General features: G+C 70.0%; 15 protein-coding genes. 8 read left to right on the top strand and 7 right to left on the bottom strand.

Features of this window, described 5'->3' with window-relative positions; all coding sequences use genetic code 11:
- Window positions 1-71 precede the first annotated feature (71 nt).
- Entirely contained in the window at window positions 72-932 is an 861-nt protein-coding gene (locus ACFQY2_RS00255) for an alpha/beta fold hydrolase (protein ID WP_378744991.1), read from the top strand.
- 57 nt (window positions 933-989) lie between these two features.
- Here the strand turns inward: ACFQY2_RS00255 and ACFQY2_RS00250 are convergent, their stop codons facing one another.
- A complete protein-coding gene (locus ACFQY2_RS00250; protein ID WP_378743578.1) occupies window positions 990-1409 on the bottom strand; it encodes a MarR family winged helix-turn-helix transcriptional regulator in 420 nt (139 codons plus the stop codon).
- 122 nt (window positions 1410-1531) lie between these two features.
- Between ACFQY2_RS00250 and ACFQY2_RS00245 the strand changes: the two genes are divergently transcribed.
- The 4 genes from ACFQY2_RS00245 (at window position 1532) to ACFQY2_RS00230 (ending at window position 5240) form a co-directional block, all read left to right on the top strand.
- The gene (locus ACFQY2_RS00245; RefSeq protein ID WP_378743577.1) at window positions 1532-2485 is read left to right on the top strand and encodes a hypothetical protein; all 954 of its coding nucleotides are present in this window, start codon (window positions 1532-1534) and stop codon (window positions 2483-2485) included.
- On the top strand, window positions 2472-3104 hold the full coding sequence (locus tag ACFQY2_RS00240) for an isochorismatase family protein (RefSeq protein ID WP_378743576.1): 633 nt from the start codon (window positions 2472-2474) through the stop codon (window positions 3102-3104). Before ACFQY2_RS00245 ends, ACFQY2_RS00240 begins: the two co-directional genes overlap by 14 nt.
- Window positions 3105-3180: 76 nt before the next feature.
- Window positions 3181-4230, top strand: a complete 1050-nt coding sequence (locus ACFQY2_RS00235; protein ID WP_378743575.1) for a lipoate--protein ligase family protein — start codon at window positions 3181-3183, stop codon at window positions 4228-4230.
- Between the two features lie 32 nt (window positions 4231-4262).
- Window positions 4263-5240: a DNA-methyltransferase gene (locus tag ACFQY2_RS00230; RefSeq protein ID WP_378743574.1), complete on the top strand. Its 978-nt coding sequence runs from the start codon at window positions 4263-4265 to the stop codon at window positions 5238-5240.
- A 10-nt stretch (window positions 5241-5250) separates the two neighbouring features.
- On the opposite strand, the gene ACFQY2_RS00225 is transcribed toward ACFQY2_RS00230, so the two are convergent.
- Window positions 5251-6144 (bottom strand): LysR family transcriptional regulator, encoded by an 894-nt coding sequence (locus ACFQY2_RS00225; RefSeq protein WP_378743573.1) that lies wholly within the window; start codon window positions 6142-6144, stop codon window positions 5251-5253.
- A gap of 89 nt (window positions 6145-6233) precedes the next feature.
- On the opposite strand from ACFQY2_RS00225, the gene ACFQY2_RS00220 reads away from it, so the two are divergent.
- The gene (locus ACFQY2_RS00220; RefSeq protein WP_378743572.1) at window positions 6234-9707 is read left to right on the top strand and encodes a bifunctional proline dehydrogenase/L-glutamate gamma-semialdehyde dehydrogenase; all 3474 of its coding nucleotides are present in this window, start codon (window positions 6234-6236) and stop codon (window positions 9705-9707) included.
- Window positions 9708-9810: 103 nt separating this feature from the next.
- Here the strand turns inward: ACFQY2_RS00220 and ACFQY2_RS00215 are convergent, their stop codons facing one another.
- Complete coding sequence (locus ACFQY2_RS00215; RefSeq protein ID WP_378743571.1) at window positions 9811-11253, bottom strand: carboxylesterase/lipase family protein; 1443 nt, start codon at window positions 11251-11253, stop codon at window positions 9811-9813.
- Window positions 11254-11544: 291 nt separating this feature from the next.
- Between ACFQY2_RS00215 and ACFQY2_RS00210 the strand changes: the two genes are divergently transcribed.
- Complete coding sequence (locus ACFQY2_RS00210; protein ID WP_378743570.1) at window positions 11545-16170, top strand: DUF6923 family protein; 4626 nt, start codon at window positions 11545-11547, stop codon at window positions 16168-16170.
- 45 nt (window positions 16171-16215) lie between these two features.
- On the opposite strand, the gene ACFQY2_RS00205 is transcribed toward ACFQY2_RS00210, so the two are convergent.
- The 4 genes from ACFQY2_RS00205 to galT all read right to left on the bottom strand — a co-directional run bounded on the left by ACFQY2_RS00205 (window position 16216) and on the right by galT (window position 20255).
- A complete protein-coding gene (locus ACFQY2_RS00205) occupies window positions 16216-16725 on the bottom strand; it encodes a GNAT family N-acetyltransferase (protein WP_378743569.1) in 510 nt (169 codons plus the stop codon).
- 4 nt (window positions 16726-16729) lie between these two features.
- Window positions 16730-17707: a UDP-glucose 4-epimerase GalE gene (gene galE / locus ACFQY2_RS00200; protein ID WP_378743568.1), complete on the bottom strand. Its 978-nt coding sequence runs from the start codon at window positions 17705-17707 to the stop codon at window positions 16730-16732.
- A 73-nt stretch (window positions 17708-17780) separates the two neighbouring features.
- Window positions 17781-18965, bottom strand: coding sequence for a galactokinase (galK, locus tag ACFQY2_RS00195; RefSeq protein ID WP_378743567.1), 1185 nt, complete (start codon window positions 18963-18965; stop codon window positions 17781-17783).
- A 111-nt stretch (window positions 18966-19076) separates the two neighbouring features.
- On the bottom strand, window positions 19077-20255 hold the full coding sequence (gene galT / locus ACFQY2_RS00190) for a galactose-1-phosphate uridylyltransferase (protein ID WP_378743566.1): 1179 nt from the start codon (window positions 20253-20255) through the stop codon (window positions 19077-19079).
- A 71-nt stretch (window positions 20256-20326) separates the two neighbouring features.
- On the opposite strand from galT, the gene ACFQY2_RS00185 reads away from it, so the two are divergent.
- Window positions 20327-21307: a LacI family DNA-binding transcriptional regulator gene (locus ACFQY2_RS00185; RefSeq protein WP_378743565.1), complete on the top strand. Its 981-nt coding sequence runs from the start codon at window positions 20327-20329 to the stop codon at window positions 21305-21307.
- The last annotated feature ends 60 nt before the right edge of the window (window positions 21308-21367 follow it).

Raw genomic sequence — 21367 nt, 5'->3', positions numbered from 1 at the left:
GTTCGGGGTCGATGGGGAGGATCTTCTCCGCCGGGCGAACCCGCCTCCGTAGACTCATCCGCATGACCGGGATGAGAACAGCGGAGTTCGTCGACGCCTACGGCATCGCCATCGTCTACGACGTGCACGAGGCTGCCGGGGAAGCGCGCGGCGTCGTGCAGCTGCTGCACGGGGTCGGCGAGCATGCCGGGCGGTACCCCCGGCTGATCGAGGCGCTGACGGGCGCCGGCTTCCACGTCTACGCCGACGACCACCGCGGCCACGGCCGCACCGGCATCCGTCAGCACGGCGGGCCTGCGCGACTCGGGCGTCTGGGCCGCGGCGGCCTGCGCGCGGCCGTCGACGCGTGCTGGCGGGTGAGCGAGATCATCCGGTCCGAGCATCCGGACCTGCCGCTGGCGCTGCTGGGGCATTCCTGGGGGTCGTTCCTCGCGCAGAAGCTGCTGAACCAGCATCCCGCGGCGTACGACGCCGTCATCCTCAGCGGCTCGGCGCACCTCACCCCGACCGATCTCAACGCGGCGCCGCTGAACGCGCGGTGGAAGGCAGCGGATGCCGACGGTCTGGAGTGGCTGTCGCGGGACACGGCGGTCTGGCGGGCGTTCCGCGACGACCCGCTCACGACGGATGTGCCGCTGCTCAAGCTGTTCGGGCCGATCGAGGCGGCGCGGCTGTACGGGCGGCCCCGCCGCGACCTGGTGTCGTCGAAGGACGTTCCACTCCTGCTGCTCGTCGGCCGTGACGACCCGGTGGGCGGGCCGCGCAGCGTGCACAAGCTCGCCGACGCGTACCGCAGCCGATCGGGCCTGACCGACGTCACGACGCTGGTCTACGCCGATGCGCGCCACGAGATCTTCAACGAGCTGCAGCAGGACGAGGTGCGCGCCGACGTCCTCGCCTGGCTCGGCAGGCACATGCCGGCCCGCAGCTGAGAGCGCCGAGGCGCGTCCCACTGACCGCTGCGGAGATCAGTGACGTGCGGGGGGGGATCAGTGACTGCTGCGGGGGATCAGTGATGCGGCGCTCGGTTCGACGACCCTGAGGAAGTGCTCCCGGACGGATTGCGCGTGCACCACGACCGCAGCCGCGAGTTCTTCCCGCCCGGGCGTGGTCAGCGCCACGCGCACCGAGCGCCCGTGCCCCGCCGAGGAGCGGCTGATGAGCCCGCGCTGCTCCATCCGGCGCAGCTGGTGCGAGAGTCGGGATGCGGACCAGGACAGGGACTCGCTGAGGTCGCGTTGCAGCATCTCGCCCCCGGCATCCTGCAGGCGGATCATGGCCTCGAAGTCGCTGACCGACAGCGAGGACTTCGACGCCAGATCCGCACCGACCGCGGCCATGGTCTGCTCCGACCAGCGCAGGAAGTCGCGCCACAGTCCGAGCTCTTCCGCGGTCAGCGTGTCCGTCATGGGACAAGTCTGTCACTGCCGACTTGACACATCAAGATACGGTGAGCAACAATGACTTGACACATCAAGTCAGGAGATTCGAGATGCAGAGCACGGCAGCACCGTCCGGGTGGAGGCGCGTGGTGGCGACACTCTGGTTCCCCTGCTTCTTCGCCGCCGGGTTCGCGCTGCTGGGACTGTTCGCCTTCGCGCACCCGACGCCCCATGACCTCCGGGTCGGCGTGTTCGCGCCCGCCACGGCATCCGACTTCACGGGACTTCCGCAGGGCATCGATCTGATCGAGGTCCACGACTCCGCCCTGGCCGGCAGCCTGGTGGCATCAGGAGAGCTCGCCGCCGCGACCGACGGCAGTGTTCTCTACCTGGCATCGGCGGCGAGCTCGACGCGGTTCGGCTATCTCGAGGACACGTTCGCGCAGCACGCCGCCGACCGTCTCACCTCGATCGATGTGAACCCCCTGGCTCCGGGCGACGCGTCCGGGGTCGGCCTGTTCTTCTACGCGCTGCCCAACCTACTCGTCGGGCTGGTGACCTCCATCGCCCTGTTGCAGGCGGGGCCGTGGCCGATCGCGAAGAAGGCGCTGGCGATCCTCGGGACCGGGCTCTTCTCTGCGGTCTTCACCTTCGTGCTCGCCACTGCCCTGCATGCCATCCCCGCGGATCCCCGGCTGATCGGATACGCCCTGCTGCTCACGCAGGCCATCGGTTGGCTGACGACGGCAGCGGCCCTGTACGTCAAGCGGTACTTCATGCCGCTGGCGATGACCTTCGTGCTCATCATCGGCATTCCGTCCTCGGGCGGCACCGTGAACGCCGACATGCTCCCGTACTGGGTGCGCTGGATGGGGGAGTGGCATCCGTTCGCCCAGTTCATCGAAGCCGCCCGCGCGCAGGCGTACCTCGGTTCGAGCGTCGCTCGTCCGCTCGCCGTCGTCCTGGCCTGGGCTGCGCTCGGTGGCGCCCTGCTGGTGATCCGCAGTCGCCTCGAGCGACGCGCAGCAGCACCTGCCACCCCCACGAGCCGGACCGAGACCCGTATACCCGCAACAGAAGGAGAACATCATGTCCGTACCTGAGCCCCTCACCCCCGAGAACACCACGATCGTCCTGGTCGACCACGCGGTCGGATTCGCGAACCTGCTGCGCTCGCACGACCTCGCCACTCACATCAACAACGTCGTCGGTCTGGCCAAGACCGCCACGCTCTTCGGAAGCGGCCTGGTGGTCACGAACGGACTCCAGAGCAAGCCCTCCGGGCCGCTCTACCCGGAACTGGTCGAGGTGATCGGAGATCACCCCGTCATCGAGCGCCCGGGTGCCACCAACGCGTTCGAGGACCCGGCGTTCGCGGCGGCCGTCGCAGCGACCGGGCGGCGCAGGCTGGCGGTCGCGGGCGTGTCGACGGAGGGATGCGTGCTGCAGACCGTGCTCGGCGCGCTCCGGCTCGGCTACGAGGTGAATGTGGTCGTGGATGCCTCGGGCAGCCTCACCAGAGAGACGCACGACGTGGCGGTGCAGCGGATGGTGCTGGCCGGCGCTGTCCCGACGACCTGGTACTCACTGGCGGGCGAGTTCGAGTACGACCACACCTCGGAGCGCGGCCCGATCCTGCAGAAGATCATGCGAGAGAACCAGCCGACGATGGCGAAGGGCGTCGAGACCTACATCGCGTCGATGGCATCGGCACGCGGCTGAGTGCGCGAGGGTCCGCGGTCCTCCGGCGGGCCGCGGATCTCCGCCGCGTGCCCCGGCGCGCGGTTAAGCTGGACGCGTGCATGGTGAGTACAAGGTTCCCGGTGGAAAACTGGTCGTCGTCGACCTCGAGGTGAAGGACGGACTGATCCGGGACTTCCGTCTCGCCGGCGACTTCTTCCTCGAGCCGGACACGGCCCTCGAGGCGATCAACGCCGCGGTCGAGGGAATGCCGGTCGAAGCCGACGCCTCCACGATCGCCGCCGCGGTGCGCAGTGCTCTGCCGGACGGAGCGCAGCTGCTGGGCTTCTCGCCCGAGGCAGTCGGCACCGTCGTGCGTCGCGCCCTGGTGACCGCTCCCGGGTGGCGCGACTTCGACTGGGAGATCGTGCACGAGAAGGCCGTCTCGCCGCGGTTGAACCTCGCCCTCGACGAGGTGCTCACCTCCCGCGTCGGGGAGGGCAGGCGGCGTCCGACGCTGCGTATCTGGGAGTGGGACGAGTCGGCGGTGGTGATCGGCTCGTTCCAGTCCTACCGCAACGAGGTCGACCCTGAGGGCGCCGCGCGCCACGGCTTCGACGTCGTGCGGCGCATCTCCGGCGGCGGGGCGATGATGATGGCCGCAGGGCAGATCATCACCTACTCGCTGTATGTGCCGGCATCGCTCGTGCAGGGCATGACGTTCGCCGATTCCTACGCATTCCTGGACGACTGGGTGCTGCAGGCGCTGCGCTCGGTCGGCGTCGAGGCGACGTACCAGCCGCTCAACGACATCGCCTCACCGACCGGCAAGATCGGCGGCGCCGCGCAGAAGCGCCTCGCCAACGGCGGCGTGCTGCATCACGCCACGATCTCGTACGACATCGACGGCCAGACCATGACCGAAGTGCTGCGCATCGGGCGCGAGAAGCTCAGCGACAAGGGCACCACCTCGGCAGCCAAGCGGGTGGACCCGCTCCGCACCCAGACCGGCATGGAGCGCAGCGAGATCATCGAGCGCTTCAAGGCGACCTTCCGTGCGCTGACGGGCGCGGAGGACGGGCACATCACTCCTGATGAGTACGCGGATGCCGAGGCCCTGGTGGAGTCGAAGTTCGCGACCGACGCGTGGTTGCATCGAGTTCCTTGACGGCCGGCGCGGAGCGACGGTCGGAGGCTGACGTGGGGAGGGAAGGACCCGGCACCGTCGAGATCATCGAGGGCGACAACCTCGAGGTCGCGGCATCTCTGGCATCCGGGTCGTTCACCCTCGTCTACCTGGACCCGCCGTTCAACACCGGGCGCACCCAGGAGCGACAGGTGGTGACGGCGCGGCGAGCGATCACAACTCCGGAGAATCAGACCGATACCGGTGCGGAACCGGCCGATTCGGACGAACCCGCCCTGGATCTCCGGAGTTCTGAACCGGGCGGAGTGCAGGCAGAGGTGCGGCATGGCTTCCACGGTCACGCGTACGAGCGGGTGCGCGGGATGCTGCGCACGTACGACGACCGCTTCGACGACTATGGCGCCTTCCTCCTGCCGCGCCTGGAGGAGGCCTGGCGGCTGCTGGCGGAGGACGGCACCCTGTACCTGCATCTGGACTACCGCGAAGCGCACTACGCGAAGGTGATGATGGATGCCGTGTTCGGGCGCGACTCGTTCCTCAACGAGCTGATCTGGGCGTACGACTACGGGGCGAAATCACGCAGCCGCTGGCCCACCAAGCACGACACGATCCTCGTGTACGTGAAGAACCCGCGTGAGTACCACTTCGATTCGGACGCCGTGGACCGCGAGCCGTACATGGCCCCTGGCCTGGTGACGCCCGAGAAGGTCGCCCGCGGCAAACTCCCCACCGACGTCTGGTGGCACACGATCGTGCCGACCTCCGGGCGCGAGAAGACCGGCTACCCGACGCAGAAGCCGGAAGGCATCCTGCGCCGGATCGTGCAGGCGTCATCGCGGCCCGGCGACCGCGTGCTGGACCTGTTCGCCGGGTCCGGGACGACGGGTGCCGTGGCCTCGGCGCTGGGCCGCGATGCGGTGCTGGTCGACTCCAGCCCTGAGTCCGTGCGCGTGATGCGCAAGCGCATGCCCCATGCCAGCGTGCGCGGCGCCGCGAGCGTGCGCGGCGCCGCGAGCGGGCGCGACGCCTGACGGGACGGATCTAGGGATCTATGCGGCGGTGGGCGGCGAACGCCTCGCGCAGCGCAGCGCGGACCAGCGCGACGGATTCGTCCGATCGGGACGACATGCGCACGGCCGTGAACACCTCGCGCACCGGCGAGCCTGGCAGCTCGGCGACGGTCAGGGGGCTCGGTTCATCGCCCCAGATCAGGTCCGGCAGCATGCCGACGGCATGACCGGAAGCCACCAGTCTCACATGGGCCGTCAGGTCGGCGGCCTCGAAGCGGACGTCCGGTTCGAACCCTGCCGCCCGGCATTGCTGCACCGCCCATTGCCGCGCCGCGGTGCCCTCCGGCTCCATCACCCAGGCACGATCCCGCAGGTCCGAGAGCGGCCGGGCCGGCTCGGACGGCGGCAGCACGATCCGGATGGGATCCTCTCCGAGCAGGTCGTGGACGACGCCGCCGCGCAGCTCGCGCGTGTGACCGGGGTACTGCTCGGCGATGACGAGGTCGAACCGCCGCGCCCACAACTCGAAGAGGCTCTCCTCGGGCGGCAGCTCCGCCAGCTCCACGCGCAGCTCAGGAGCGCGCTCGGCAACCGCCGTGAGAGCGGCCGGCACGATGGTCTCCGCCGCGGTCGGCATGGCGGACAGGCGCACGGGCTCCCACCCCGCGCTGCCGATCAGCTCGGCCCGCGCGCTCTCGTCGAGCTCCAGTGCGCGGGCGGCGTGCTGCGCCAGCATCCGTCCCTGGGGTGTCAGCCTCACCCGTCTGCCGTCGGGCTCGAGCAGGGCCACGCCGGCTTCGCGCTCCAGCAGCGAGAGCTGCTGGGACACCGTGGAGGGGGAGTAGGAGAGGGATGCCGCGACCTCGGCGATCGTTCCGCGCAGGGCCAATTCGTGCAGCAGTCGCAGGCGTCTCAGCTCGAACATGCGCTCCTCCGGTTCATTCGATCGTCCCGAACATTATCCTTCATGAATCATCGCTTTTCTTTACGGATGCGTCGTCGCATCCTGAAACCATGACCACCTCCGTGCGCTCCACTGACGCAGCCCTCTCCGACCTCACCGAACTGGCCGACGACGCCGTCGCGCTGGTCAGGAAGTGGCTGATCGACAGCCGTGCCGTGCCCGTCGACGCCGCGGGCGAGCGCCTGGCCGGGGTGCTGCGCGACCCCAACGGGCTGGACTTCACCGTCGGCTTCGTGGACGGCGTCGTGCGCCCCGAGGATCTGAGAGTCGCCGCCGCCAAGCTCAAGGAGCTCGTGCCCCTGACGCCGGCGTTCCTGCCGGCCGTCATGCGCGGCGCGATCGGGCTCGGCGGCGCCACAGCCGGCATGCTTCCCGGCATCGTGGTCCCCTCCGCGCGCGCGGTGCTCCGTCAGATGGTGCGCCACCTGATCGTCGACGCCAGGGACGAGAAGCTGGGAGCCGCGATCAAGCACATCCGCGATACGCAGGACGTGCGGCTCAACATCAACCTGCTCGGTGAGGCCATCCTCGGCAAGGACGAGGCCACCCGGCGTCTGGACGGCACCCGCCGTCTGCTGGAGCGCGACGACGTGGACTACGTGTCCATCAAGGTCTCATCCACCGTCGCCCCGCACAGCCCGTGGGCGTTCGATGAGGCCGTGGCCGAGGCGTCCGAGGCGCTGCAGCCGCTGTACGAGATCGCCGCGCGCCCTGCGACGGGCTCAGGGAGCCCGCGCGGGTCGAAGAAGTTCATCAACCTCGACATGGAGGAGTACAAGGACCTCGACCTCACCATCGCGGTCTTCACCAGCATCCTCGACCGTCCCGAGTTCCACGACCTCGAAGCCGGGATCGTGCTGCAGGCGTACCTGCCCGATGCGCTCTCCGCCATGATGCGCCTGCAGGAGTGGGCAGCCCGGCGCGTCGCCGACGGCGGTGCCCCGATCAAGGTGCGCGTCGTCAAGGGCGCCAACCTGCCCATGGAGACCGTGGACGCCGAGACGCACGGCTGGGAGCTGGCCACCTGGTCGAGCAAGCAGGAGTCCGACTCGTCGTACAAGGCCGTGCTGGAGTACGCGCTGCGCCCCGAGCACATCGGCAACGTGCGCATCGGCGTCGCCGGGCACAACCTCTTCGACATCGCACTGGCGTGGCTGCTCGCGTCGCGGCGCGGGGTGCAGGACGGCATCGAGTTCGAGATGCTGCTGGGGATGGCATCCGCGCAGGCCGAGGTCGTCAAGCGCACGGTCGGTTCGCTGCTGCTGTACACGCCGGTGGTGCACCCGGACGAGTTCGACGTCGCCATCGCGTACCTGATCCGCCGCCTCGAGGAGGGCGCGAGTCAGGAGAACTTCATGTCGGCGGTCTTCGACCTCGACTCCGACCCGGCGCTGTTCGAGCGCGAGAAGGAGCGCTTCCTGGCATCCGTCGCCTCGGTCCCGACCACGGTCCCCGGGCCGAACCGCACCCAGAACCGTCAGCTCCCTGCCGCCCCCGCGCAGCGCGACGGCTTCACGAACACCCCCGACACCGACCCGTCTCTGGCGGCCAACCGCGCCTGGGCCGACGGCATCCGCTCCCGGATGCCGCAGTCCACCCTCGGTGACGACACCGTCGCCGAGAACACACTCCGCACCGCGGAGCAGCTCGACGAGCGCATCGCGGCCGGTGTCGCGGCGGGCGAGGCCTGGCGCGCACTGGGCGCCGCCGGTCGCGCGGAGATCCTGCACCGCGCGGGCGACGTGCTCGAGTCGCGCCGCGCCGACCTGCTCGAGGTCATGGGATCCGAAGCGGGGAAGGTCATCGAGCAGGGCGACCCCGAGGTCTCCGAGGCCATCGACTTCGCGCACTACTACGCCGAGAGCGCCAAGAAGCTCGCCGACGTCGACGGTGCCGTCATGCAGCCGGTCGGACTGACCGTCGTCACCCCGCCATGGAACTTCCCCGTCGCGATCCCCGCCGGCTCCACCCTGGCGGCGCTCGCCACCGGCTCGCCGGTGATCATCAAGCCCGCCCGTCAGGCCCGCCGATCCGGCGCCGTCATGGTCGAGGCGCTCTGGGAGGCCGGCGTTCCGCGTGACGTGCTGCAGTACGTACAGCTCGACGGGCGCGAGCTCGGAGCGAAGCTGGTCAGCGATCCCGCCGTCGGCCGCGTCGTCCTCACCGGCGGCTTCGAGACCGCCGAGCTGTTCCGCGGCTTCCGCCACGATCTGCCGCTGCTCGCCGAGACCAGCGGCAAGAACGCCATCATCGTCACACCGTCGGCGGACCTGGACCTTGCCGCCAAGGACGTCGCGTACTCGGCATTCGGCCACGCGGGTCAGAAGTGCTCGGCGGCCTCGCTCGTGGTGCTGGTCGGTTCGGCCGCGAAGTCGGAGCGGTTCCGTCGTCAGCTCGTCGACGCGGTGCGCTCCTACGAGGTCGGCGCCCCGGAGGACGGCTCCAGCCGCATCGGGCCGCTGATCGGTCCGGCCGAGGGCAAGCTGCTCAGTGCGCTCACCGAGCTTCACCCCGGTCAGACCTGGATGCTCGAGCCGGAGAAGCTGGACGAGGCCGGGCAGCTGTGGCGTCCGGGCATCCGCGACGGCGTCGCCCGCGGCAGCGAGTTCCACCGCGTCGAGTACTTCGGGCCGGTGCTCGGCATCATGACCGCGGAGACGCTGACCGAGGCGATCGACATCGTCAACGACATCGACTACGGACTGACCAGCGGAATCCACTCCCTCGACGAGGACGAGATCCAGCAGTGGCTCGCTGCGATTCAGGCCGGGAACGTGTACGTGAACCGCGGCACCACCGGCGCAATCGTGCAGCGCCAGCCGTTCGGCGGCTGGAAGAAGGCCGCCGTCGGCGCCGGTTCCAAGGCCGGAGGCCCGAACTATCTGGTCGGACTCTCGCAATGGACGGATGCCGCCACCACGACCACCCGTCCGCTCGACGAGCTGGGACTGTCCGCTGCAGCGCTCGTCCCCGACGGCGAGGACGCGTCCTGGCTGCGCGGCGCGCTCGCCACTGACATCGACGCCTGGGGCGCGGAGTTCGGGATCGTGCGCGACGCGACCGGCCTGGTCACCGAACAGAATGCGCTGCGCTATCAGGCGCTGCCCGTCACGATCCGGTACGAGGGGTCACGGATCGCCGAACTGATCCGCGTCGCGGCCGCCGGTGTGCGGGCGCGTTCGCGGGTGACGGTGAGTGCCGCATCCCGGCTGCCCGCGCCGGTCGTCACCTGGCTGGGTGCGCACGACGTGGTCGTGGTGACCGAGGATGCCGAGACCTGGGCCGTGCACGCGCGCCGCCTGGCCTCCACCGGATCGCGCGTGCGCGTGATCGGCGCGGACGCCTCCGCCACCGCATCCGCCGTCGACGGCTCGCCGAGCCTGGCGATCTACGCGAATCCCGTCGTCTCGGCGGGCCGCGTGGAGCTGCTGACGTTCTTGCGCGAGCAAGCCGTGTCGATCACCGCGCACCGCTTCGGCACTCCGCACCGGCGCGACATCCCGCTGCTTCAGCCGGTGCGCTGAGAAGCGGGCGTCCCCGCCGTTCGCGGGGCGCGTGTGGTCGCTTCTTGGTGCGGGTTGCGGCGTGTTGCGACCCGCGAACGCCACGGATGCGGGGCAGGGCGCCTCACAGGAGCGGCAGTGCGTCGTCATAGGCGGAGCGCGACAGCGCCGGATCGGCGCCGAACACGCGAGTGATGCCGGGGTCCGTGCGCCAGGCGGGCCAGCCAGGGTCGCCGTCGCGCACGAACGCGACCGCGGCGGCATGCATCTGGTCCGCCAGCCGCTGCGGTGGACGATCGCCGGCGATGTCGGCCACGCGTTCCGCTTGCAGCCGGTCGAACCAGAACGGTACATCCAGGCAGTGATGAGACCAGCCGCTCACCGGGGACGCCCACGCGAAGCGATACGTCCAGGTGTCGGCGTCCCGTCGGGCCTCCGCGGCGCGCACGACCAGAGCCCGGAAGATCCGATCGGCCACGTACCGCCCCAGCACCGGCACGAGCCCGCGACGGGAGCGGTTCGCCTCCAGCCAGCGATGGCGGAGTGCGCCGGTCCTCTCCAGAACACGCAGCGCGAGCCGCGCAGGCACCCAGCGCAGGAACCGAGGCACGGATTCGAAGCCCATGGTGAATTCATCGTCGGTGGCGCCCAGCAGCAGCGGCTTGTCCGCGCCGACGCCGACCGCATAGGAGTCGACGGTGGGACGGGGGATCAGTTCGCCGTCGATCACGGGCGCCCACGGCAGACCGTCGACGAGCGGAGCGGTCGCTTCGGCCAGGCGGGACTTGCCCAGCAGTGACGCCTCGTACTGGCGACGCGTGAGCTGCCGCTCCTTCACCGCGCGGAAGCCGGACAGGGTGGGCGGCGTGTCGACGAGTTCTGCGAGGCGGATGCTGCGTCGGCGGACCAGATCGCGCGGCAGATCACCCAGGGCACCGCTGAATGACATGGCCGCGGCGAACAGGTGCTGCGCCGCCGGCATCCCGAGCAGCGTCAGCACGGCCCCGCCGCCTGCCGAGTGCCCGGCGATCGTGACGCGATCCGGGTCGCCGCCGAAGGACGACACGTTTCGCTGCACCCACTCGAGTGCTGCGATCCAGTCACGCACGCCGCGGTTGTCGGGTGCGCCGTCGATCACGCCGAAACCGTCGAAGCCGAGTCGGTACGAGATCGAGACCGTCACGATGCCCTCACGGTTGAACGTCGCGCCGTCGTACCAGGGGCTTGCGATCGAGCCCGACGAGTATCCGCCGCCGTGGATCCAGACCATCACCGGGTGCGAGCCGTCCAGGCCGGGGGTGAAGACGTTCAGGTTCAGAGTGCTCGCGCCCGGGATGCTCGATTCAGGGATGATCGCCTTGGCCTCCTCGCGGCGCTGCGGCGTCGGCGCGTACTCGACGGCGTCGAGCGGCTCGGTCCACGCCGCGACCGGCTGCGGCGGCATGAAACGCCGTGCGCCGGTGGGCGGCGCGGCGTACGGGATGCCGAGGAACGCCAGCGTGTCGCCGGTTCGGCGGATGCCGCGCACCGGTCCCTCCGTCGTCTGCGCGATCGGTGTCTCGGGCATGCTGAGCCTCCTCCGAATCAGTATGCTCGCAGCGGCTGCGACGGGTCACCTATTGATCGCCCTTGTGTTTTCTATGAGGGTGTCGATATGGTCCTGCATGGGGGGTCTGCACCGGATGTGCACGTTCAGGCCACGCTGGGGATGAAAATGTTCATATCGTGGAGAGGCTTGTCCAGCGTGCGTCGCAGATCTGTCACATCGAACCGGGTTCCGTCTTCCCGCTCCCGCGGCCGTCGTCGGCTCCGGGCAGCAGCGATCGCCGGGATCGCGGCCATCGCCTCGGCGCTGCTCGTGGCCTCTCCCGCTGCGGCAGCCCCGTTCGGCAACGCCGAGCCGACGGTGTACCTCGCGCAGGACTCGCCCACTCAGCTGAAGAGCAGTGTGCAGAACGACGGGGAGCTGGTCTTCTCGAACGTCGGCGCCCGCTCGACCGACACGTACAACGCGATCGGCTACAACGAGACCGACAACTTCCTCTACGGCGTCTCGGGCACCCGGCTGGTGCGCATCCACAGCAACGGCGCGCTGGTGACCGTGCGCAACACCCCGATCAGCGCGCACGTCGGAGCATTCCGCGCCGACACCAGCGACTTCTGGTTCACCAACGGCAGCAGGCTCTTCCACACAAATGTGGCCAACCCCGCGGGACCGATGATCGAGGTGACTCTGAACCGGACCATGCCCTCGGCCGACTTCACCTGGGCCGCCGGGTACTTCTGGGGCATGGGAGGCGGGCTGATCACGCGCACGTCCACCTCCGGTGTCGTGACAACGTTCGCCGCGCCACCCAGGTTGGCCTCGTATGCCGCCGGGGGCGCCTGGACGTACGGCAACGGCAACATCGGCTTCACCGACAACGCCAGCGGCGACATCTCCCAGGTCCGCATCACCAATCCCGGTTCTGCCGCCCCGTCCTTCACGGTCGTGTCGGTGATCTCCGGACCGCCGTCGGGAAACAACGACGCGACCGCGTCACTCGGGTCGCCCGCCGATCTCTCCCTGACGAAGTCCTTCGAGAACACCCGCGTGCTCGCCGGAGGCGACGGCGGCTTCACCCTGACCGTCACCAACAACGGTCCCGGCATATCGTCGGGCTACACCGTCAGCGACACGGTCCCCTCCGGACTGCAGAACCTCGTCGTGCCGACCGGATGCGTCGTCACCGGACTCGAACTCACCTGCAGCGGCGGACGACTGGCGGTCGGAGCCAGCCAGACATTCCGCATCGACGCGACGGTGAACCCCGCGCAGTCCAGCGGAGCGCTCGTGAACACGGCCACCGTGCTCGGCAATGAGGAGGACACGAACTCCGCGAACAACTCCGACAGCGACACGCTCCAGGTCGAGCGGTCGGGACTGACGATCGTGAAGACAGCGGAACTGGGCGACACCGACGGCAACGGCATCCCGGATGTCGGCGAGACCATCCAGTACCGCTTCGCCGTCACGAACACCGGCTCCACGACGGTGACGGGCGTCACCGTGAACGACGCGCGTGTCAGCGGCATCACGCCGGCATCCGTCGACCTGGCGGCCGGAGCGTCGACGACGTTCACGGCGTCCTACCCGGTGACGCAGGCCGACATCGACTCCGGGTCGATCGAGAACACCGCGACCGCGACAGGGTCCGGTGAGTTCGGCGAGACGGTCCAGAGCCCGCCGTCGACCGCAGTGGTCAACGCACCGGCCGAACCGGCACTGCAGGCCGTCAAGAGCGCCTCGCTCGATGACGTCAACGGCAACGGCGCGGCCGACGAGGGCGAGACGATCACCTACACGGTCGCCGTCACCAACATCGGCAACGTGAGCATCGACGGCGTCTCCGTCGACGACCCGCTCGTCGCGCTGTCTCCCGTCAGTGCGGACCTCGCACCCGGCGAGTCGGCCGACTTCACGGCGACCTACGTCGTGACCTCAGCGGATGTCACGACCGGGTCGGTGGCGAACACGGCCGTCGCGTCCGGCACGACCCCGGGCGGAGACCCGATCGATTCCCCACCGACCAGCGTGACCGTGGACACCGCACGCCCCTCGCTCACCATGGTCAAGTCCGCTGAGTTCAACGATGCCGACGACGACGGTCTGCTGAGCCTGGGCGAGGAGATCACCTACTCCTTCGTCGTGACCAACGACGGCAACGTGGCCATCCAGGGTGTGACGATCGATGACCCGCGGGTCAGCGGCATCACCCCGACCAGCGCCGACATCCCCGCCGGCGGCCAGCAGGTGTTCACCGCCGACGTCTACACCGTCACCAACGACGACGTCATCGCGGGCAGCGTCGAGAACACGGCCACAGCCACGGGTACCCCCTTCGGCGGCAGTCCGATCACGACGCAGCCGTCCACGGTGACGGTCCCGACCGTGGATCCCGTCGCAGCCTGGACACTCGTCAAGCAGGCGGACCTGAACGACCTCAACGGCAACGGCCGGGCGGATGCGGGTGAGACGATCGACTACTCGTTCCTCGCCACCAACACCGGCACGCTGACCCTCACCGACGTGACCGTCAGCGACCCGAAGGTAACGGGCATCGCACCGGCGAGCGCCACGCTGCTCCCGGGCCAGCGGATCGCCTTCACGGCGGCGCCGTACACGGTCACCCAGGAGGACGTCGACGCTGGAGAGGTGAACAACCAGGCGACGGGCACGGCGAACGACCCCGAGGGCGGCGTCGTGACGACTCCGCCGAGCAGCATCACCGTACCCGGGCCGGACCCGGTGTCGACGCTGCGGACGGTCAAGACGGCTGTGCTGACCGACTCGAACGGCAACGGCGTGGCGGATGCCGGTGAGGAGATCGCCTATGCGATCACCGTGACCAACACCGGCAACGTGACGCTGACCGACGTCGTGGTGTCGGATCCGAAGGCCGGAGCACTCACACCGGCGACGGTGGCGTCGCTCGCGCCGCGCGCTTCGGCGCGGTTCGTGGCCCAGCCGTACGTCGTCACCGACGCGGACGTGGCGACCGGATCGGTGGAGAACACCGCCACCGCGACGGGAACGCCGCCCAGCGGCACGCCCGTCTCCTCCAGCAGCAGCACCTCCACGGAGACGGTCGCTCCCGCGCTCGAGGTGGTGAAGTCCGCGGCGCTCGACGACGTGAACGGCAACGGCCTGGCCGACCCCGGCGAGGTCATCACCTACACCTTCGTCGTCAGCAACACCGGCAACACGCGACTCGAGGACGTCACGATCGACGACCCGCGGGTGGACTCGGTGTCCCCGGCGTCCGCCGACGTCGACGTGAACAGCAGCCAGCGGTTCACGGCGTCCTACACGGTCCTGGAGGCGGACATCCTCTCCGGCGATCCGATCTCCAACACGGCGACAGCCTCGGGAAGCGTTCCCGGCGGAGGGGACGTCGATTCGCCGCCATCGACCGCGACGGTGCCCCCGGCGCCGATCTCGGCGGGACTGACACTGGAGAAGTCCAGCATCCTCAACGACGGCAACGGCAACGGCGTCGCCGACGTGGACGAGACCATCGAGTACTCGTTCCTCGCGCAGAACACCGGCAACGTCACGCTGACGGATGTGGCAGTGGCAGACGCCCGGGTCACCGGACTCGCGCCGCTGACCGCCACCATCGCGCCGGGCGGCTCGCAGGTCTTCACCGCCGACCCGTACACGGTCACGCAGGCCGACGTCGACGCGGGACAGGTGCTCAACGAGGCGACCGTCACCGGCACCGCGCCCGGCGGAGGCACCGTGCCCAGCGACCCGGCCACGAACATCGTCGAGGTCCCGGACCCGATCGGAGCGATGGTCGCGGACAAGACCGCGACGCTCGATGACGTCAACGGCAACGGCGTCGCCGATGAGGGCGAGCTGATCACCTACACGATCGTGCTCACCAACACCGGCAACGTGACGCTGCACGACGTCGCCGCCCACGACGCGATGCTCACCGGGCTCACCCCGACCACCGTGGCATCCCTCGCACCCCGCGACTCGGCGACCTTCACGGCGGACCCGTACGAGGTCACGGCGCAGGATGTCGAGGACGGCGTCGTGCTCAACGTCGCGACCGGCACCGGGACGACCCCCGGCGGCGCGACGGTGACCTCCCCGGAGGACTCCGTCAGCACTCCGACCTTCGACCCCGGGATGCTGATGGAGAAGCACGCCGCGCTCGACGATGCGAACGGCAACGGCATGGCGGACCTCGGCGAGCAGATCGTGTACACGTTCGCGGTGCAGAACACCGGGAACGTGGCCATCGACGGCGTCACGATCACAGACCCGAGGGTCACCGGGGTCACTCCCGCCTCGGCGACCGTCGCCGTGGGGCAGACGCTCGTGTTCACGGCCGATCCGTACGTCGTGACCGAGGAGGACATCCTCGCCGGCAACCTGCAGAACACGGCGACCGCCGAAGGGACGCCCGACGGAGGGACCGCCATCACGACCCCGCCGTCGGTGGTGAACGTGCCGCCGGCGCCGGTCGCACCGAGCCTGCAGGTGGACAAGCAGGCTCGGATCATCGACACCGATGGCAACGGCCTCGCCGAGACCGGCGAGCGCATCGAGTACACGATCACCGTCACCAACACGGGCAACGTGACCATCACCGATGTCGAGATCAGCGATCCGAAACTCGTCAACCTCACGCCCTCGAGCGTTGCATCCCTCGCTCCGGGGGAGTCGGTGACGGCCACCGCCGACCCGTACGTGGTCACCGAGGCGGATGCCGCACGCGGATCCGTCACCAACGTGGCGACCGCGCAGGGGCAGGATCCGGCAGGGGACACGGTCAGTGCCGAGTCGCCGGAGGTCGTCACTCCGACCGCCGGGCTGGCGACGACGGGATCGACTCCGCCCTGGGCGCTGATCGGTTTGGCGGCCCTGATGCTGATCGCCGGTGCCGCGGTGATCGTGATCGCCAGGCGGATTCACGCCGAGCGCGTCTGACCGCCGGCTGAAGGATGGGCCCTCGCACTGCGCGGGGGCCCATCCTCATGCCAGTCGCTTCACGTGCCGATGCTCGCGCAGCACCAGACCCGGACGCCGATCGACCTTCTTCCCGCCGTCGACCGCCCAGCCGTGCCGTTCGTAGAAGGCGGCTGCGCGGCTGTTGCCCTCCAGCACCCAGAGGTAGGCGATCTCATGTCCGTCGGCGCGCAGCGACTCCTCGACGGCTTCGATGAGCAGATGGCCGACGCCGGTGGACCAGGCGTCCGGGTGCGCGTAGATTCCCCACAGCTCGCCGGTGCCGACGGCATCCTCGTCCCGGGCGCCGCCGAAGCTCGCCCACCCGACGATCGCCCCGGCGTGCTCGGCGACCAGTGTCTGCGATCCGCGTGAGGTCTCCGCGATGATCCGTGCCCAGTTGGCCTCGCGCTCCGCGATCGACAGACCGTCGAGCACGCGCTGGGGCATCAGTCCGCGATACGCCGCCTGCCACGACCGCACGTGCACGACCGCCAGCCCGTGGGCATCCGCGACGGTGGCGCTGCGGATCAGCATCCGCTCAGCCCGCGTTGCGTCGGGCCTCCCAGCCCGATCGCACCATCTCGTCGACGCTGTGGCGCATGGTCCAATCGAGGTCACGAGCGGCGAGGGCGCCCGCCGCGACGATCCGGTCGGGGTCGCCGGCGCGGCGCGGCGCGATCGTCGGCTCGAAGTCGATGCCGGTGACGCGCACCATGGCGTCCATGATCTGCCTCACGCTCAGCCCCTCACCGGAGCCGAGGTTGTACGCGGGCTCGATGGGCTCGCCGCCCGCCAGACGCTTGGCGGCCTCCACATGGGCGGCGGCGATGTCTCCGACATGCACGTAGTCGCGCACGTTGGTGCCGTCGGGGGTGTCGTAGTCGTCGCCGTTGATGCGGGGGGTATCACCGGCCAGCAGTGCTTCGAACACGATCGGGAAGAGGTTGTGCGGGCTGACGTCATAGACGGACGGGTCGGCAGATCCCACGACGTTGAAGTAGCGCAGCGAGGTGTGCCGCAACGGCGCCTCGGATGCCGCGGTCGCGACGGCCTGGTCGCGCAGCAGCCATTCGCCGATCAGCTTGGACTCGCCGTACGGGCTGGCCGGACGCTTCTCGGTGTCCTCCGTGACGAGGGCGACGTCGGGGGTGCCGTAGACGGCCGCACTGGAGGAGAAGACGATGTTGGCGACGCCTGAGGCCTGCATGGCCTCGAGGATCACGCGGGTGCCCTCGACGTTCTGCGCGTAGGTGTGCAGTGGTCGCTGCACCGAGACGCCGGCGTACTTGAATCCGGCGACGTGGATCACGCCCTCCACGGCGTGCTCGCGCAGGGTCCGCTCGACGAGCTCGCGGTCGAGGATGCTGCCTTCGACGAGCGCCACCTCCCCGGAGACGAACGACGGACGCCCGCTGGAGAGGTCGTCCAGGACGATGGGGGTCAGTCCCGCCGACGCCAGCGCGCGCACGACATGCGCTCCGATGTATCCGGCACCGCCGGTGACAAGCCAGGACATGGGACTCCTTCCGCTGCGCTCGTGCGCAGTGTTCATTCTGTCAGGCGCGGCGCGCGGGCTCGGCGTCGCGGATTCAGACGTCGCGGCGCGGACCCGCTGAAGGGGAGACCGGGAAGACGTGCGGGGCGGTGAAACCGGCATCCGCGAAGGCCTTGGTGACGGCATCCGTCACGGCGGCCACCTGGGTGTGCTCCACCAGCGCGATCGCCGCACCGCCGAAGCCGCCGCCCGTCATCCGGGCTCCGAGCGCGCCGGCGCCGAGAGCGGCGTCGACCGCGGCGTCGAGCTCCGGCGCGGAGATCTCGAAGTCGTCGCGCATCGAGGCGTGCGAGGCGATCAGCAGGTCGCCGATCGCCCGCGGTCCCTGCTCGGTGAGGGCGGCGACCGTGTCGAGCACGCGCTGGTTCTCCGTGAGGATGTGGCGCACGCGGCGGAAGGTGACGTCGTCCATCAGCCCGGCGGCGCGCGGCAGGTCGTCGACGCCGGCGTCGCGCAGCGACCGGATGCCGAGCAGCTCAGCCCCGCGCTCGCAGGATTCCCGGCGCTCGCGGTAGCCGCCCGTGGAGTGGGCGTGCGAGACACGGGTGTCGATCACGAGCAGTTCGAGCTGCGCGGCGGTGAAGCCGGTCGGGATGGAGCGCGTCTCCAGCGTGCGGCAGTCCAGGAACGTCGCAGCGTCGGGCCGGCCCAGCATCGACGCCATCTGGTCCATGATCCCGGTGGGCGCCCCGACGGCCTCGTTCTCGGCCCTGCGGCCGACCTCGGCGAGCGTCACGGCGTCGAGACCCAGGTCCCACAGCTCGTTCAGGGCGGATGCGACGGAGCCCTCGATCGCCGCGGACGAGGACAGTCCTGCGCCGACGGGAACGTCGGAGGCGATCGCGATGTCCACGCCCGTGAGCCGGGCGTCGGGGCGCAGCATCCGCAGTGCCCATGCGACGCCGAGCACGTAGGCCGACCATTCCGGGACTGCCGGCGCCTGACCCTGCGCGGTCGGGAAGAGGCCATCGAGCTCATCCAGGTGCGCGACGACCTGACTGTCGGCGAAGGTCGACGCGACGCGGAGATCGCCCGTGCCGTTGAGCCCCACCGCCGCGTACGTGCGGTGCTGGATGGCGAACGGCAGCACGTAGCCCTCGTTGTAGTCGGTGTGCTCGCCGATGAGGTTCACCCGGCCGGGCGCCGACCAGACGCCGCCCGGTTCGCGGCCGTAGGACGCGGCGAACAGCTCGCGGGCGGCGGTCGATGATGCGCTCATGAGATTCTCCTGTGGTGTCTGGGGGGCAGAACTTCGCAGTCCTGCGGTTCTTCGCATCCGGATGCCGGATCTCTGCGCGATCGTGCAGATCTGCGGGAATGCGCTGCGGGGTCAGAGCTCGGAAACCGACTCGATCGCCGCGCGCAGACGCTCGGCGGCGGCCTCGGGGAGGATCTCCGCCGTCCACGCCGCCATGGCGGCCTCGGAACCGGCCAGGAACTTCAGCTTGTCGGCGGCGCGGCGCGGGCTGGTCAGCTCCAGGCGCATCCGCACGGTGTCGCGACCCGTGTGCACGGGTGCCTGGTGCCAGGCCGCGATGTACGGAGTGGGAGAGGAGTAGAGCGCATCCACACCGCGCAGCAGCCGCAGATACAACGGCGCGAGCTCATCCCGCTCGGCGTCGTTCAGCTCCGCGAAGTCCGGCACGTGGCGATGCGGCATGAGCTGCACCTCCAGCGGCCAGCGGGCGGCGAACGGCACGAATGCCGTCCAGTGCTCGCCCTGCAGCACGACCCGCCCGGACCCGCGCTCGGCGTCCAGCACACGGGCCATGAGATCCGGGACGGTGCGGTGGATGCTGTCCAGCAGCCGCTGCGTGCGCGGCGTCACGTACGGGTACGCGTAGATCTGGCCGTGCGGGTGCGGCAGTGTCACACCGATCGCCTCACCGCGGTTCTCGAAAGGGAACACCTGCTCGATACCGGGCAGCGCGGACAGGGCGGCCGTCCGATCGGCCCACGCCTCGATCACGGTGCGTGCGCGGGTGACGGACTGGGTGCCGAACGATCCCGTCTGCTCGGGGCTGAAGCACACCACCTCGCAGCGTCCGACGCTGCTGCGGGAGCGACCGATGCCGAGTTCGGCGAGGTCGTCGAGTCCGCGGGTGGGGTCCACGGCCGCGGGCACGCCTCCGGTGGCCTCATTGAGTGCGGGGCCGAAGGACGGCGAACGGTTCTCGAACACGGCGACGTCGTACACCGACGGCACCTCGGAGGGGTTCGTGGCGGTCTGCGGAGCCAGCGGGTCGGCGTCGGCGCCTGGCATCATGACGCGGTTCTGGCGTCCGGTGGCGTAGGTGATCCAGTCACCGCTGAGGATGTCCTGCCGCATGGTGGCGGTGGCGGGGCGCTCGCCGAGTTCGCGGGTGTCGGCGTTGCGCGTGGCGCCGAGCGTCGTGTCCGGGTCGTCGAAGTAGAACAGCTCGCGTCCGTCGGCCAGCACCGTGCTGCGCTTGGTCACGCCCGCGCCGAGGACGGTCGTCCGCAACTCCGGAGTTTTGTTGATGTTCACGTCAACACGTTACCTCTCGACGCGTGATAACGTCAACAAACCGGAGTTGCGAACGCGGAAGGAACAAGCGGATGCCGCAGAGCGCACGCGTGTCGATGGCGATGGTCGCGGCGAAGGCCGGCGTGTCCGGGCAGACCGTGTCGCGGGTGGCGAACGGGAGCCCCCGTGTGGACCCGGGCACTCGCCGACGCGTCGAGCAGGTGATGGCGGAGCTCGGCTACCGGCCCAACCGCGCCGCCCGAGCGCTGCGCACCGGTCGCACGCACACGCTGGGACTCGTCGCGCAGACGCTGGCCACCGTGGGCAATTCGCGCATGCTGCAGGCCGTCGCCGAGTCCGCCGCATCCCGTGGCTACGCGGTCACCGTGGTGACCCTCGGTGCCGACGGGGACATCGATGCCGCCTTCGACCGCCTGCGCGAGCAGGGCGTGGACGGGGCGATCGTGGTGAACGAGGCCACGGCGCTCGCTCGCGATGCGGCCGCCGCGGAGCTTCGCCTGGTCGTCGTCGACTCTCCGCCCGACGATCGCTTCACCGTGATCGGCACCGACCACGCCGCCGGCGCGCGCGCGGCGACCCAGCACCTGCTCCAGGCCGGACATCTTCTCGTTCACCACCTGGCCGGCCCTGTCGACTCGTTCGCGGCGTCCGAGCGCGAGCGCGGCTGGCGGGAGGCGCTCGCCGCGGCAGGTCTCGCCGCTCCGGAACCCGTCCGCGGCGATTGGACGTCAGCATCCGGTCATCGAGGGACGGTGCGCCTGCTGGCGTCGGGCGGCGTCGCCGCCGTCTTCGCGGCCAACGACCAGATGGCCCTGGGCGCGCTTCGAGCCGTCGCGGAGTCCGGCCGACGCGTGCCCGACGACGTCGCGGTGGTCGGATTCGACGACATCGCCGACGCGGGCGAGTTCCAGCCGCCGCTGACCACGGTTCGACAGGACTTCGATGCGCTGGGTGAGCAGGCCGTGCGGAGTCTGGTGTCGCGGATCGAGAGCGGAGCGGATGCCCTGCCCGACCTCCTGACTCCGCGCCTCGTGCTCCGCGCGAGTGCGTGACGGCATCCCCTTGTCGGCATCCCCGCGCGAAGGCAGTGATCCCCAGGCCAAGGTAAGCGT

It is taken from the genome of Microbacterium sp. GCM10027623 (genome assembly GCF_042666935.1).
Taxonomy (GTDB): Bacteria; Actinomycetota; Actinomycetes; order Actinomycetales; family Microbacteriaceae; genus Microbacterium.
The sequence above is the reverse complement of the archived record's forward strand: the minus strand, read 5'-3'. Positions and strand labels throughout refer to the sequence as shown.